This is a genomic window from Mesorhizobium sp. AA23, assembly GCF_001672435.1.
GTDB lineage: Bacteria > Pseudomonadota > Alphaproteobacteria > Rhizobiales > Rhizobiaceae > Mesorhizobium.
Map to the genome: position 1 here is coordinate 81,909 of NZ_LYTP01000032.1, position 12,161 is coordinate 94,069.

Below are 12,161 nucleotides of genomic sequence, written 5' to 3' on the forward strand. Positions count from 1 at the left end.
AAGGGCCATGGCGATCGATGTAACGAGCAGTATCGAGATCGCCAGGCCGCGCGCGGTTGTCGCCGCCTTTTCTTCCGATCCGGACAATGTTCCGCGCTGGTACGTCAACATCAAGTCGGTGGAATGGAAGACTCCCCGACCGGCCCAGATAGGATCGAGAATTGCATTCGAGGCGCAGTTCCTCGGACGGCGGCTCGCTTATACCTACAAGATCCTGGATCTCGTGCCGGGCGAGAGGCTGGTGATGCGATCCGACGAAGGACCGTTTCCGATGGAGACGAGCTATGGATGGCGGGATTCCGGCGAAGGCCGCACGCATATGACGCTCCGGAATCGCGGCTCGCCGGCCGGCTTTTCCCGTCTCATGACCCCGCTCATAGCCGTGGCTGTCCGGCGTTCGACCGATCGCGATCTGCTGCGACTGAAGAGCATCCTGGAAGCGGCAGGTTGATGATCCGTCAGGACAGGGAAGATTTTCTGGAGAGTGTTCGATGTCCAACATGATGAAGGCGCTGGTGAAGGCCAAGGCCGAGCCGGGCATCTGGATGGAAGAAGTGCCGGTGCCGGAAATCGGCCCCAACGACGTGCTGATCAAGGTCAGGAAGACCGCGATCTGCGGCACCGACGTCCACATCTACAATTGGGACCAGTGGGCGCAGAAGACCGTGCCGGTGCCGATGGTGACCGGCCATGAATTCGTCGGCACCGTCGCGGATTTCGGCGCGGCCGTCACCGAATACAAGGTCGGACAGCGCGTCTCGGGCGAGGGCCACATCGTCTGCGGCCACTGCCGCAACTGCCGCGCGGGGCGAGGGCATCTCTGCCGCAATACGCTCGGCGTCGGTGTCAACCGGCCCGGCGCCTTTGGCGAGTATGTAGCGATCCCGCAGCACAATGTCGTGCCGATCCCCGACGACGTGCCGGACGAGATCGCAGCGATCTTCGATCCATTAGGCAATGCCGTCCACACCGCACTGTCCTTCGACCTGGTCGGCGAGGATGTGCTGGTCACCGGCGCCGGCCCGATCGGCATCATGGGCGCGCTGGTCGCGCAGTGTGTCGGCGCCAGGAAGGTGGTCATCACCGACATCAATCCCGTCCGGCTGGATCTGGCGCGCAAGCTTGGCGTTCAGCATGTCGTCGACGCCTCGAAGGAGAAGCTGCGCGACGTGATGCCGGCACTCGGCATGACCGAAGGTTTTGACGTCGGGCTGGAGATGTCGGGCGCCGCGCCCGCCTTCCGCGACATGATCGACACCATGAACAATGGCGGCAAGATCGCCATCCTCGGCATCGCGCCGACCGGTTTCGAAATCGACTGGAACAAGGTCATCTTCAAGATGCTGCATCTCAAAGGCATCTACGGCCGCGAGATGTTCGAGACCTGGTACAAGATGATCGCCCTGGTGCAGGGGCCGCTGGATGTCTCGGGTCTGATCACGCATCGTATCGGCATTGACGATTTCCAGGTTGGGTTCGATGCGATGAGGAGCGGTAGTTCCGGCAAAGTGGTGATGGACTGGTAGAGTTTGGTGGAAGCAGCATCCTGGCAATGCTGGCGGGACAGCACCCCCTTTGGCCTGCCGGACGGACAGAGGGGGTGTGAAGGATCGCTACGAAGAAGATAAAGCCTCTTCCAGTGCTGCCACCCCCCTGACAATCGCCGCTCGCTCTTCCGCGCTCAGCCTCGCCAGCAGCTCCCTTTCAAACGCCTTCGCCAGCGGCACCATCTCGCGATAGGCGGCGAGCCCCGCCTTGGTCAGCGTCAGATGCTCGACGCGGCGGTCGTTCTCGTCCGGCGCTCTTGTCAGCCAGCGCCGGCGTTCGAGCTCGGCGACCGCGCGCGACACCTTGGTCTTGTGCATGGCCGACTGCTCGCCGAGTTCCGTCGCCGTCATCATCCCGCGCTGCCCGAGGCCTGAGAGCGTGCGCCATTCCGGCCGCGTCAGACCGTGGCGCTCCTTGTAGATGCGCGAGAATTCGCGGCTCACGGTGTCGGCCAGCCGGTAGAGCCGGTAGGGCAGGAAGTTTTCTAGCTCGAGAATTTCCGGTTTCATTTGGCGCACCATCGATGCGGGGTTCGGCGTTGATAGTTACATTTTCGATGGTTACAAATGAAACCAGTTTGGTCAACATCACCGGAAAGCCTTCCTCAACGCTGAGGGCGGCAGCCCGGGATCAGGGAGGATCGGATGGCCTTTTCCTATATGCCGGGCTTCGGCAATGATTTTGAGACCGAGACGCTGCCGGGATCGCTGCCGCAGGGCCGCAACTCGCCGCAGCGGCCGGCCTACGGGCTCTATGCCGAGCAGCTTTCGGGCTCGCCCTTCACCGCGCCGCGCGGCACCAACGAGCGCTCCTGGCTTTACCGCATCCGCCCAAGCGTGAGACATACCGGCCGCTTCAAGGGCGCGAGCTATCCCATGTGGAAGACCGCGCCCAACGTCGGCGATCACGAGCTGGCACTCGGCCAGTACCGATGGAACCCGGTGCCGATCCCGACCGAGCCGACCGACTTCATTTCCGGCATGCGCACCATGACCACCGCCGGCGACGCGGTCGGCCAGTCCGGCATGGCGGCGCATGTCTATGTCGCCAACCGCTCGATGGTCGACGACCATTTCTTCAATGCCGACGGCGAGCTCATGATCGTGCCGCAGGTCGGCACGCTGCGCTTTGTCACCGAGATGGGCGTCATCGAACTTCGCCCCGGCGAGATCGCGGTGCTGCCGCGCGGCCTCGTCTTCAAGGTCGAGCTCGCCGACAAGGAGGCGCGCGGCTATGTCTGCGAGAACTACGGGGCAAAATTCACCATGCCCGACCGCGGCCCGATCGGCGCCAATTGCCTGGCCAATCCGCGCGACTTCAAGACTCCCTGCGCCTGGTTCCAGGAGAAGGAGACGCCATGTCGGCTGATCGTCAAATGGTGCGGCACTTTCCACGTCACCGAGCTTGGCCATTCGCCGCTCGACGTCGTCGCCTGGCACGGTAACTACGCGCCCTATAAATATGATCTGGCGACGTTTTCGCCGGTCGGCGCGATCCTCTTCGATCACCCGGACCCGTCGATCTTCACCGTGCTGACGGCGCCGAGCGGCGAGGAGGGTACGGCCAATGTCGACTTCGTCATCTTCCCGCCGCGCTGGCTAGTGGCCGAAAACACTTTCCGGCCGCCCTGGTACCACCGCAACATCATGAGCGAGTTCATGGGCCTGATCCACGGCCAGTACGATGCCAAGGAGGAAGGTTTTGTCCCGGGCGGCATCAGCCTGCATAACCAGATGCTGGCGCACGGGCCCGACGCCTCCGGCTTTGAGAAGGCCACCCGCGCCGACTTGAAACCGGTCAAGCTCGACAACACCATGGCCTTCATGTTCGAGACGCGCTTTCCGCAGATGCTGACGCGCTACGCCGCCGAACTCGACACCTTGCAGGCGAACTACATCGACTGCTGGGCCGACCTGAGGAAGCACTTCAACGGCACGCCGGAAGGCGACTGGCCCTGATTGGTGAAGTCAGAGTCAGGAAAACATCGGCGGGTGGCTTGACGATCACTCGCGACGGCCTTGTTGTGGGACGAGCGGCACAAAGCCCGCGAGGAGAGGAAACCGCATGAAGCTTGCCACTTTGAAGAACGGGACGCGCGACGGGAAACTGGTCGTGGTCTCGCGCGATCTGACGCGGTTCACAGACGCTTCTTTCCTGGTGCCGACGCTGCAGGCAGCGCTCGACAATTGGGGGCGCTTGGCGCCGCATCTGGCGGCGATGGCGGAATCGCTCGAGACCAGCGCGGTGCCCTCGGCCCGCTTTCACGAGCATGACGCGCATTCGCCGCTGCCGCGCGCCTATCAATGGGCGGACGGCTCGGCCTATGTGAACCATGTCGAGCTGGTGCGGAAGGCGCGCGGCGCCGAGATGCCGGCGAGTTTCTGGACCGATCCGCTGATCTACCAGGGCGGCTCGGACTCCTTCCTTGCGCCGCGCGATCCGATCCGCATGGCCGACGAAGCCTTCGGCATCGACATGGAGGCGGAAGTTGCCGTCATCGTCGGCGATGTGCCGATGGGCGCCGGGCCGGGCGAGGCGCGCGAGGCCATCCGTCTGATCATGCTGGTCAATGATGTGACGCTTCGCGCCATCACAGGGCCGGAACTCGCAAAAGGCTTCGGCTTCTTCCAGTCGAAGCCTTCTTCTGCCTTCTCGCCGGTCGCGGTGACGCCGGACGAGCTTGGTGATGCCTGGGACGGCGGCAAGGTCAGCCTGCCGCTGCTCGCCGATCTCAACGGCAAACCGTTTGGCCGTGCCAATGCCGGCATCGACATGACCTTCGATTTCCCGGCCTTGATCGTGCATGCCGCGAAAACGCGGCCGCTCGCCGCCGGCGCCATCATCGGCTCCGGCACCGTCTCCAATAAGCTGAATGATGGGCCAGGCAAGCCGGTCGCGGCAGGCGGCGCCGGCTATTCCTGCATCGCCGAGCTGCGCATGATCGAGACCATCGAGAGCGGCGAGCCGAAGACCCCGTTCCTGCGCTTCGGCGACACGGTGCGCATCGAGATGAAGGACAAGGCCGGCCATTCGATCTTCGGCGCCATCGAGCAGAAGGTCGAGAAGTACGAGGGGGAGAAAGGAACCTGAAAAGGTGACCCTGCTCGAGCATCTTCGCCGCATGGCGCGCAACAATTTGTGGTCGAACGACCGGCTCTACCGCGCCGTCCTGGAGCTTCAGCCCGGCGAGTTCGAGGCTGGTCGAACCAGTTTCTTTCCCTCGATCAAGGAGACGCTCAACCACATCCTCGCGGTCGATCGTCTCTATCTCGATTTTCTGACGGATGGCGGCCTCGGTGCTGCGACCTATGATGACTTCATACCGTTGGACGATGCGTCAAGCCTGGCGGAAGCGCAGGCCGACTTCGACCGAAGACTTGTCGCTTTCTGCGACAACCTGTCCGAGCTTGATCTCGACCGACGCGTCCTCACCGATCGACGCGAGGACGGCATGATCCCCGAAAAGATCGGCGACATCCTCGCCCATGTCTTGCTGCACGACATCCACCATCGCGGCCAAGTGCACGCGATGCTGTCGGGCACCTCGGTCTCACCACCGCAATTGGATGAGTTTTTGCTCGATTATGATCTGAAGCTCAGGCAGGCGGAAGTCGAGCGGCTGGGGATTGCGGATCAGGCCAGCGTGACATCATACGCTGAAAAATGACGGTCCGCTGAAATCAAGGTAAGGCCTTCAATTTGCGCTTGTGCAATGAGCTGGCGGTCGAAGGGATCGCGATGGTGGAGCGGCAGATGCTCGAGCCGTTCTGCGTGTAGTTCGTTCACACTGAGGATCGGAATACCGTTCGACCGCAAGATTTCCGATATATTGCCTGCGAACGTGACCTTGCCGAGCGATTTTTTGATGGCGATTTCTGCCACGGAAATGGCGCTGACGATGACATCTTCGCCGGCAAGGAAGATGTCACGATGGTGATCCGAAAGGCGTGAATCCGCGTTGAGAACCCAAAGCAGAATATGGGTATCGACCAGATATTTGCGGCTCATTTGATGTACTCGTCCCATTCGGGACCGAGTTCATCGAAATCATCCGAAATGCGAATCTGGCCTTTCAAAGCCCCGAACAAACCTTTGCTCCCGCCAGGCCGGGCGGGAGCGCTCAAAGTTGCCACGATTTCCCCGTGCCGGGTCAGATAGATCTCTTCACCAGCTTGGGCACGCTTCACCAGCTCAGAGAGCTGAGCCTTCGCTTTTGCCATCGGAACGTTCATTGCTCGACCTTTCTGACCATAATTTAGGTCATAATTGGTCGGGCCGCAACCGAGCGTAAGCAGGCGCTACGCCGCCCTGCCGTCCACCTTCAGCACGCCGCGCTTGATCTGGTCCTGCTCGATCGACTCGAACAGCGCGCGGAAATTCCCTTCGCCAAAACCTTCGTCGCCCTTCCTTTGGATGAATTCGAAGAAGATCGGCCCGATCACCGTCTTCGAAAAGATCTGCAGCAGGATCTTGGTCATACCGCCGTCTACGACGCCTTCGCCGTCGATCAGGATGCCGTGCTTCTTCATGCGCTCGATCGGCTCGTCATGGCCGTACACGCGCTCACGCGACATCTCGTAATAGGTGTCGGGCGGGCCGGGCATGAACTTCAGACCGTTGGCGGCAAGCTTGTCGGTGGCATCGTAGATCGCATCGGTGCCGACAGCGATGTGCTGGATACCCTCGCCGTTGTACTTCTTCAAATACTCGGCGATCTGGCTGGTTTCGTCCTTGGACTCGTTGAGCGGAATGCGGATCTTGCCGCAGGGCGAGGTGATCGCCCGGCTGACCAATCCGGTGATCCTGCCGTCGATGTCGAAGAAATGGATCTGCTTGAAGCCGAACAGGTCGCGGTAGAAGTCCCACCACTTGTCCATGTTGCCGCGATAGACATTGTGGGTCAGGTGGTCGAGATAGTAGAAGCCGACGCCTTCGGGTTTCGAATTGCGCTCGCCCAGCCACTCGAACTCAGCATCGTAAGCCGAGCCCTTGTCGCCATAGGTTTCGATGAAATAGAGGAGCGATCCGCCGATGCCGACGATCGCCGGCGCGTCGAGCGCCTTGTCGGTGCCCTCATAGGGCACAGCACCCTTCGACACGGCATGGTCGAAGGCATGCTTGGCATCGACCACGCGCCACGCCATCGAGGCGGCGCAGGGGCCGTGCTTTTCGACGAATTTCATCGCATGCGAGCCTGGCTCGGCATTGACGACATAGTTGATGTCGCCCTGGCGCCAGACGGTGATGTCCTTGGTGCGGTGCTTCGCCACCGCGACATAGCCCATGCGGGCGAAGAGCTCGGCGAGTTTTGCCGGGTCTGAATGCGCGAACTCGACGAATTCGAAGCCGTCGGTGCCGGCGGGATTCGCCTTGCTGATCTTGGCGGGCGGGGCGTCATGCGGGAAGGGGCCCATGGCATTCCTCCGAAAGCTGTTAAGGCCGTGCTTGGCCAGCTTTCACTATAATAACGCTGGACGGCTGCATGGTGCTTGCATTCAACCGCCTGGAATGCCCATCATGTGCGCAGATTGTGCATGATTGGGGAGAAAATCATGGATGATGCGCGCCTTGATCAATTTGACCGCAAGATACTGGCGCTCCTGCAGGGCGATGCGCGGCTCACTAACAACGACCTTTCGGAGCGTGTGAACCTATCGGCCTCGCAATGCTCGCGCCGCCGCCAGCGGCTGGAGGAAGATGGCTATATCAGGGGCTATCGCGCCGTGCTCGACCGCGACCGTCTCGGCTTTTCGCTGGTCAATGTGATTTCGGTGACCTTGGCCACCCACAACCGCGACAATGCCCGCCGCTTCGGCGAGCTGGTGGCGCGGCTACCCGAGGTGCAGGAAGCGCACGCGCTGACCGGCGAGATGGATTACATCCTGAAGGTGGTGACGCCCGATCTCAAATCGCTTTCCGAGTTCGTCAACGGCGTGCTGCTGCCGCATGAATCGGTGCAGCACGTCAAGACAGCGATCGTGCTGGAAACGTTGAAAGAGACCGGCGCGCTGCCGATTTAGTTTGCGGAGATCTTTGTTGGATGCGACGGCGACGGAACGCGAACCTGCGGAATTGGCTCTCGCCAATGCGCAAGCTTTCACCCCCGCTGCTGCTGGATCAGCCCATAGAGGTTGGTGCAGCGCGCGCCGGAGCGGCAATAGGCGAAGACTGGGCCTTCGAGCTCGTCGAGCGCCTCGGCCTGATCCTCGACATTGTCCATGGTGAGCTGGCCGCTGATCACCGGGATGTAGCGGAAGGCGAGCCCCGCAGCTTCCGCGGCCGCCTTGACGCTGTCGGCAGAGGGCTGGCCGGGCTGCTCGTCGTCCGGCCGGTTGCAGATGACGCTCTTGAAGCCGGCGTCCTTGATGGCAACGATGTCCTCGGGCTGGATCTGCCCCGAGACCGAATAGTCTTCGCTGATCTGGCGGTATTCCATAGCGTCGTCCTCGCAATCCTTGGCCGCAGTCATGCCACCGCGCGGCATTAGCGGCAATCCGTAGCACCGGATCTCTCTGCCAAATAGAGAGTGCGGGGCGGAAAATCCAACCGGGCCGATTTTAGCCCGGTTGGATGATGCCGCTTAGCTTCCGAGCAGCGCGCCTTTGAACTGCTCGATGTTGTTGTGCATCATGTCGATATAAGTCGAGGCCGGGCCGTCGGGCGGCGACAGCGCATCGGAATAGAGCGTGCCGCCGACCTTGATGCCGGTCTCGCTGGCGATCTGCTCGATGAGCCTGGGGTTGGTGATGTTCTCGATGAAGATCGCCGCCGCCTTGTCCTGCTTGACCTGGTTGACCAGCTTGGCCACGTCGGCGGCCGAAGGCTCGGAATCGGTCGAGATGCCTTGCGGAGCAAGGAAGGTCAGGCCGTATGCATGCTCGAAATAGCCGAAGGCGTCGTGCGAGGTGATGACGACGCGCTTGGCCTCGGGGATCGCCTGGATCGCCGCGGTCACTTCGCCCTCCAACGCGTCGAGCTTCTGCGTGTAAGCGGCGGCATTGGCCTTGTAGCTGTCGCAGCCCGCGCTATCGGCGGCGCAGAATGCATCGGCGATATTCTTCACGTAGATCTTGGCATTGGCAATCGACTGGAAGGCGTGCGGGTCGTTGACCGTCTTGCCGCCGCCGGTGCCGGCGCCTTCGGCCGCGTCGGCATCGGCGAATTCCGGCTTGAAGGCGATCGGCGTCACGCCCTTGGTCAGCGTCACGATCGTCGCCTTGGTGGCGCTGGTGTCGACCAGGCGCTGCAAAAAGCCTTCGAAATGCAGACCGTTGACCAGCACGACATCGGCGCCGGCCATCGCCACCGCATCGGCGGGGGTCGGCTCGTAGACATGCGCGTCGCCGTCCGGGCCGACGATGGTGGTGATGTTGACGCGGTCGCCGCCGACATTTTTCGCAAAGTCAGCGATCACCGTGAAGCTCGTCACCACTTTGAGCGGCGCCGCAAAAGCGGACGATGTGGCGAAAGCGCTTAATGTTATAACGCTCAGCGCCAGGGCGGCGCGGAAGGATTTCAACATTGGGAAGAGTCTCCTTGCTTGGGGATTAAGCTGTGCGGTGGCGGTGATGCACGATACGGGCGCGCAGCGCGCCGCGCGTGCCGAACAGGATCGAGCAGAAATAAACGACGCCGGCCGAAAGGATGATAGCCGGGCCGGACGGCAGTGAGGCGTGATAGGACAAAAGCAGTCCGGCTATGCAGGAGGCAAAGCCGATCAGCACCGCCAGCGCGCACATCGGCTCGACGCGAACCGTCCAGAAGCGGGCGGCGGCGGCCGGCAGCATCATCAGCCCGACCGAGAGCAGCGTGCCCAGCGCCTGGAAACCGCCGACGAGGTTGAGCACGACCAGCCCAAGAAAGATGAAATGGACCGGGCTGCCCATGCGGCTCACCGAGCGCAGGAACAGCGGATCGAGGCATTCGGCGACCAGCGCCCGCCAGAAGATGGCGAGGCAGGCGAGCGTCACAACCACGATGCCGCAGATCAGGATCAGCGCCTCGTTGTTGAGCGCCAGCACGGTGCCGAACAGCACATGCATCAGGTCGACGCTCGAGCCGCGGATCGACACCATAAGCACGCCGATGGCGAGCGAGATCAGATAGAAGGCCGCCATCGAGGCGTCCTCGCGCTGGATGGTGAAGCGCGAAACCGCCCCTGCGCCGAGCGCGACGATGATGCCGGCGATCAGCCCGCCGACGGTCATCGGCAGGATCTCGAGGCCATAGAACAGGAAGCCCGCGGCGGCACCGGGCAGGATGGCGTGCGCCATTGCGTCGCCCGACAGGCTCATGCGCCTGAGCATCAGGAAGACGCCGACCGGGCAGGCGCCGAGCGACAGCATCAGCGAGCCGAACAGCGCCCGTTGCATGAAGGCGAAATCGGCGAAGGGCTGGATGAACAGGCCGTAGAGAAACTCCATCACGCCGCCCTCGGTCCGGAGCCATGGCCGTGATGATGATCATGCGCGTGCGCGTGGTCATGATGTTCGTGGTCATGGCCATGGTCATCGGGCTCGCACCAGGGCGCGTTCTCTTCCCAGGCCTCGTGAAAACGCCGCGCCTTGAGCAGGTTTTCAGGCCTGAGCGTCTGTTTTGTGTCGCCCCAGGCGACAGGCTGGCGGGCGAGCAGCAGCGTCTCGGGAAAATTCCGCCGCACGAGATCTAGGTCGTGGACGACCACCATGATCGTGCGCTCCTCGCCATGCCAGCGCTTTATCAGCTGGATGAGGTCGCCGACGGTCTTGGCGTCGACGGCATTGAACGGCTCGTCGAGCAGGATGAGGTCGGCATCCTGCAACAGCACGCGGGCAAACAACGTGCGCTGCAGCTGACCCCCGGAGAGCGTGTCGATCGGCCGCTTCTCGAAGCCGCCGAGCCCGACCGCCATCAGCGCCTTGCTGACCGACTCGCGATCCTCTTTGGTGTAGCGGCCGAGCATGCCGCGCTTCGGCCACAGGCCAAGCGAGACCAGGTCGACCACCCGCGCCGGGAAGCTGCGGTCGAGCTCCGACTGCTGCGGCAGATAAGCGGTGCGCACGCCGGGCGCGCGGACAACCGTGCCCTCCATCGGCTTCAGCACGCCGACAATGCCCTTCATCAGCGTCGACTTGCCCGAGCCGTTGGCGCCGACAACGGCAGTCAGCGAGCCTTTTCGGACCGTGCCGTTGAGGTGATGAATGGCCGGATGGCTGTTGTAACCGAGCGTCAGGTCGCGGAAGGTCAGGCAGGCATTTGTCATCAGGCGTTCCGGATCGGACACGAATTCGAGAGCACTCGTCGATATGTGATGTTATTACATTAGTCAACATGCCGGTTCGGCAGAATTGTGTCCAGATCGGTCAACTCGCCGTGTACACGGAAGCGGTCCGGAGCCGATAAATTGGCTCAATCGGTTTCGCGCCGGTCGGCCTTGCCCGGAGCCGGCACGAACTCTAAACAGGCGCGACCCTAGAAAGAAGGAACCTTTCATGAGCATTCGTCGTATCGATGTCGGCCCGCGCATGAGCCAGATCGTCATTCACGGCAACACTGTCTATCTGGCCGGCCAAGTCGGTGAGCCCAACGGCAACGTCGCCTCGCAGACTCGCGACATCCTGAAGACCATCGACGAATTGCTCGCCAAGGCTGGCACCGACAAGACCAAGATCGTGCAGGCGATCATCTGGCTGGCCGACATGGGCACCTTCGCCGAGATGAATTCGGAGTGGGACAAGTGGGTGCCGCAAGGCCACACGCCCGCCCGCGCCACCGGCGAAGCCAAGCTCGCCACCCCGGAATATCTGGTCGAGATCATCGTTACTGCGGCGCTGTAAGGCGCTGGATCCGCCAATCTTCCCCTCGTGGGCCCGCGAGGGGAAGATTGCTCATCCCTGCGAAGGCGTGAACCGCGCCACAAGCGTGTGGCTTTCCGCCGGATAGATGAAGCGCACATGCGTGACCGGATGCTCGGCGCTCCAGGTGCGGCGCTCGACCACCAGGCAGGGCGCGCCGGGATCGATGTCGAGCGTGCCGGCGATAGTTTCGTCAGCCGCCATGGCGCGGATACGGTGCTCGGCCTCGCTCCACGGCACGCGGCCGATCAGCCAGGGGCCGGGCGCGATGTCGAGAAATTCTTCCTCGCTGGCCTCGCCCACCGCCGAAAGATTGATCAGGCGCTGCTCGAGCGCGAATGGCCGTTCGCCGGCAAAATGCAGCCCCTCCAGCCAAAGCACTGGACCCGTGGCAGATAGCCCAAGCAGCGACCGATCCTCGGCATTGCCGCGCCGTTTCATGCGCTCCAGCCGTTCATAACGATAGGGCAAGCCGAGCGCCTCGACCTCGATCCTGATGTCGTGCAGTTCCAGCACCGCCGCCTGCGACTGCGGCTGGCGCACGAAGCTGCCCGAGCGGCGGCGGCGCTCGATCAACCCCGCCTTGGCGAGCTGCGACAGCGCCTTGTTCACCGTCATGCGCGAACAATCATATTGAGCCGTCAGCTCGTGCTCGAACGGGATGCGGTGGCCGGGTGCCCATGCACCCGACAGGATTTTTTCCCGGATGTCGGACAGGATACGCTGGTGCAGCGACAGGGTCTCGCCGTCTTCCATCTCTACCGTTTCGGCCATGCTCAT

General features: G+C 62.5%; 16 protein-coding genes. 7 read left to right on the top strand and 9 right to left on the bottom strand.

Going from position 1 to position 12,161, the window contains the following annotated elements; translation table 11 throughout:
• The first annotated feature begins 7 nt into the window (after nt 1-7).
• Together A9K66_RS27105 and tdh are read left to right on the top strand one after the other, a co-directional pair.
• Nucleotides 8-451, top strand: coding sequence for an SRPBCC family protein (locus A9K66_RS27105; protein WP_067329826.1), 444 nt, complete (start codon nt 8-10; stop codon nt 449-451).
• A 40-nt stretch (nt 452-491) separates the two neighbouring features.
• Nucleotides 492-1,526, top strand: coding sequence for an L-threonine 3-dehydrogenase (gene tdh / locus A9K66_RS27110; protein WP_067329829.1), 1,035 nt, complete (start codon nt 492-494; stop codon nt 1,524-1,526).
• An 87-nt stretch (nt 1,527-1,613) separates the two neighbouring features.
• Here the strand turns inward: tdh and A9K66_RS27115 are convergent, their stop codons facing one another.
• Nucleotides 1,614-2,057, bottom strand: coding sequence for a MarR family transcriptional regulator (locus A9K66_RS27115; RefSeq protein WP_067330172.1), 444 nt, complete (start codon nt 2,055-2,057; stop codon nt 1,614-1,616).
• Between the two features lie 135 nt (nt 2,058-2,192).
• On the opposite strand from A9K66_RS27115, the gene hmgA reads away from it, so the two are divergent.
• The 3 genes from hmgA (at nt 2,193) to A9K66_RS27130 (ending at nt 5,215) form a co-directional block, all read left to right on the top strand.
• Entirely contained in the window at nt 2,193-3,506 is a 1,314-nt protein-coding gene (gene hmgA / locus A9K66_RS27120; protein WP_067329831.1) for a homogentisate 1,2-dioxygenase, read from the top strand.
• A gap of 106 nt (nt 3,507-3,612) precedes the next feature.
• Entirely contained in the window at nt 3,613-4,638 is a 1,026-nt protein-coding gene (locus A9K66_RS27125) for a fumarylacetoacetate hydrolase family protein (RefSeq protein ID WP_067329833.1), read from the top strand.
• Between the two features lie 4 nt (nt 4,639-4,642).
• Nucleotides 4,643-5,215: a DinB family protein gene (locus A9K66_RS27130; protein WP_067329836.1), complete on the top strand. Its 573-nt coding sequence runs from the start codon at nt 4,643-4,645 to the stop codon at nt 5,213-5,215.
• On the opposite strand, the gene A9K66_RS27135 is transcribed toward A9K66_RS27130, so the two are convergent.
• The 3 genes from A9K66_RS27135 to hppD form a co-directional block, all read right to left on the bottom strand.
• The gene (locus A9K66_RS27135) at nt 5,182-5,556 is read right to left on the bottom strand and encodes a type II toxin-antitoxin system VapC family toxin (protein WP_067329839.1); all 375 of its coding nucleotides are present in this window, start codon (nt 5,554-5,556) and stop codon (nt 5,182-5,184) included. The two genes, A9K66_RS27130 and A9K66_RS27135, sit on opposite strands and share 34 nt — an antisense overlap.
• Nucleotides 5,553-5,780, bottom strand: a complete 228-nt coding sequence (locus A9K66_RS27140) for a type II toxin-antitoxin system prevent-host-death family antitoxin (protein ID WP_067329842.1) — start codon at nt 5,778-5,780, stop codon at nt 5,553-5,555. The genes A9K66_RS27135 and A9K66_RS27140 overlap by 4 nt, the downstream gene beginning before the upstream one ends.
• A gap of 66 nt (nt 5,781-5,846) precedes the next feature.
• Complete coding sequence (gene hppD / locus A9K66_RS27145) at nt 5,847-6,962, bottom strand: 4-hydroxyphenylpyruvate dioxygenase (RefSeq protein ID WP_067329845.1); 1,116 nt, start codon at nt 6,960-6,962, stop codon at nt 5,847-5,849.
• 138 nt (nt 6,963-7,100) lie between these two features.
• Here hppD and A9K66_RS27150 point away from each other — a divergent pair, with 138 nt between their 5' ends.
• Nucleotides 7,101-7,568: an Lrp/AsnC family transcriptional regulator gene (locus tag A9K66_RS27150; RefSeq protein ID WP_059187534.1), complete on the top strand. Its 468-nt coding sequence runs from the start codon at nt 7,101-7,103 to the stop codon at nt 7,566-7,568.
• Nucleotides 7,569-7,645: 77 nt separating this feature from the next.
• Here A9K66_RS27150 and A9K66_RS27155 read toward each other — a convergent pair whose 3' ends face one another.
• The 4 genes from A9K66_RS27155 to aztA all read right to left on the bottom strand — a co-directional run bounded on the left by A9K66_RS27155 (nt 7,646) and on the right by aztA (nt 10,789).
• The gene (locus A9K66_RS27155) at nt 7,646-7,984 is read right to left on the bottom strand and encodes a TIGR01244 family sulfur transferase (RefSeq protein ID WP_067000965.1); all 339 of its coding nucleotides are present in this window, start codon (nt 7,982-7,984) and stop codon (nt 7,646-7,648) included.
• A gap of 144 nt (nt 7,985-8,128) precedes the next feature.
• Nucleotides 8,129-9,070, bottom strand: a complete 942-nt coding sequence (gene aztC / locus A9K66_RS27160; protein WP_067329848.1) for a zinc ABC transporter substrate-binding protein AztC — start codon at nt 9,068-9,070, stop codon at nt 8,129-8,131.
• 25 nt (nt 9,071-9,095) lie between these two features.
• Entirely contained in the window at nt 9,096-9,971 is an 876-nt protein-coding gene (gene aztB / locus A9K66_RS27165; RefSeq protein WP_067000522.1) for a zinc ABC transporter permease AztB, read from the bottom strand.
• Complete coding sequence (gene aztA, locus A9K66_RS27170; protein WP_067330176.1) at nt 9,971-10,789, bottom strand: zinc ABC transporter ATP-binding protein AztA; 819 nt, start codon at nt 10,787-10,789, stop codon at nt 9,971-9,973. The genes aztB and aztA overlap by 1 nt, the downstream gene beginning before the upstream one ends.
• 229 nt (nt 10,790-11,018) lie before the next feature.
• Between aztA and A9K66_RS27175 the strand changes: the two genes are divergently transcribed.
• Entirely contained in the window at nt 11,019-11,363 is a 345-nt protein-coding gene (locus A9K66_RS27175; RefSeq protein ID WP_067329851.1) for a RidA family protein, read from the top strand.
• A gap of 51 nt (nt 11,364-11,414) precedes the next feature.
• On the opposite strand, the gene hutC is transcribed toward A9K66_RS27175, so the two are convergent.
• Nucleotides 11,415-12,161 (bottom strand): histidine utilization repressor, encoded by a 747-nt coding sequence (gene hutC / locus A9K66_RS27180; protein WP_067329854.1) that lies wholly within the window; start codon nt 12,159-12,161, stop codon nt 11,415-11,417.

What these genes read in the sequence shown, in the direction of transcription:
- A9K66_RS27140 (WP_067329842.1), bottom strand. Translation starts at nt 5,780, where the DNA reads ATGAACGTTCCGATGGCAAAAGCGAAGGCTCAGCTCTCTGAGCTGGTG.
- hutC (WP_067329854.1), bottom strand. Translation starts at nt 12,161, where the DNA reads ATGAGCATGGCCGAAACGGTAGAGATGGAAGACGGCGAGACCCTGTCG.
- A9K66_RS27105 (WP_067329826.1), top strand. Translation starts at nt 8, where the DNA reads ATGGCGATCGATGTAACGAGCAGTATCGAGATCGCCAGGCCGCGCGCG.
- A9K66_RS27150 (WP_059187534.1), top strand. Translation starts at nt 7,101, where the DNA reads ATGGATGATGCGCGCCTTGATCAATTTGACCGCAAGATACTGGCGCTC.
- aztA (WP_067330176.1), bottom strand. Translation starts at nt 10,789, where the DNA reads ATGACAAATGCCTGCCTGACCTTCCGCGACCTGACGCTCGGTTACAAC.
- tdh (WP_067329829.1), top strand. Translation starts at nt 492, where the DNA reads ATGTCCAACATGATGAAGGCGCTGGTGAAGGCCAAGGCCGAGCCGGGC.
- A9K66_RS27115 (WP_067330172.1), bottom strand. Translation starts at nt 2,057, where the DNA reads ATGAAACCGGAAATTCTCGAGCTAGAAAACTTCCTGCCCTACCGGCTC.
- aztB (WP_067000522.1), bottom strand. Translation starts at nt 9,971, where the DNA reads ATGGAGTTTCTCTACGGCCTGTTCATCCAGCCCTTCGCCGATTTCGCC.
- aztC (WP_067329848.1), bottom strand. Translation starts at nt 9,070, where the DNA reads ATGTTGAAATCCTTCCGCGCCGCCCTGGCGCTGAGCGTTATAACATTA.
- A9K66_RS27125 (WP_067329833.1), top strand. Translation starts at nt 3,613, where the DNA reads ATGAAGCTTGCCACTTTGAAGAACGGGACGCGCGACGGGAAACTGGTC.
- A9K66_RS27135 (WP_067329839.1), bottom strand. Translation starts at nt 5,556, where the DNA reads ATGAGCCGCAAATATCTGGTCGATACCCATATTCTGCTTTGGGTTCTC.
- hppD (WP_067329845.1), bottom strand. Translation starts at nt 6,962, where the DNA reads ATGGGCCCCTTCCCGCATGACGCCCCGCCCGCCAAGATCAGCAAGGCG.
- A9K66_RS27175 (WP_067329851.1), top strand. Translation starts at nt 11,019, where the DNA reads ATGAGCATTCGTCGTATCGATGTCGGCCCGCGCATGAGCCAGATCGTC.
- hmgA (WP_067329831.1), top strand. Translation starts at nt 2,193, where the DNA reads ATGGCCTTTTCCTATATGCCGGGCTTCGGCAATGATTTTGAGACCGAG.
- A9K66_RS27155 (WP_067000965.1), bottom strand. Translation starts at nt 7,984, where the DNA reads ATGGAATACCGCCAGATCAGCGAAGACTATTCGGTCTCGGGGCAGATC.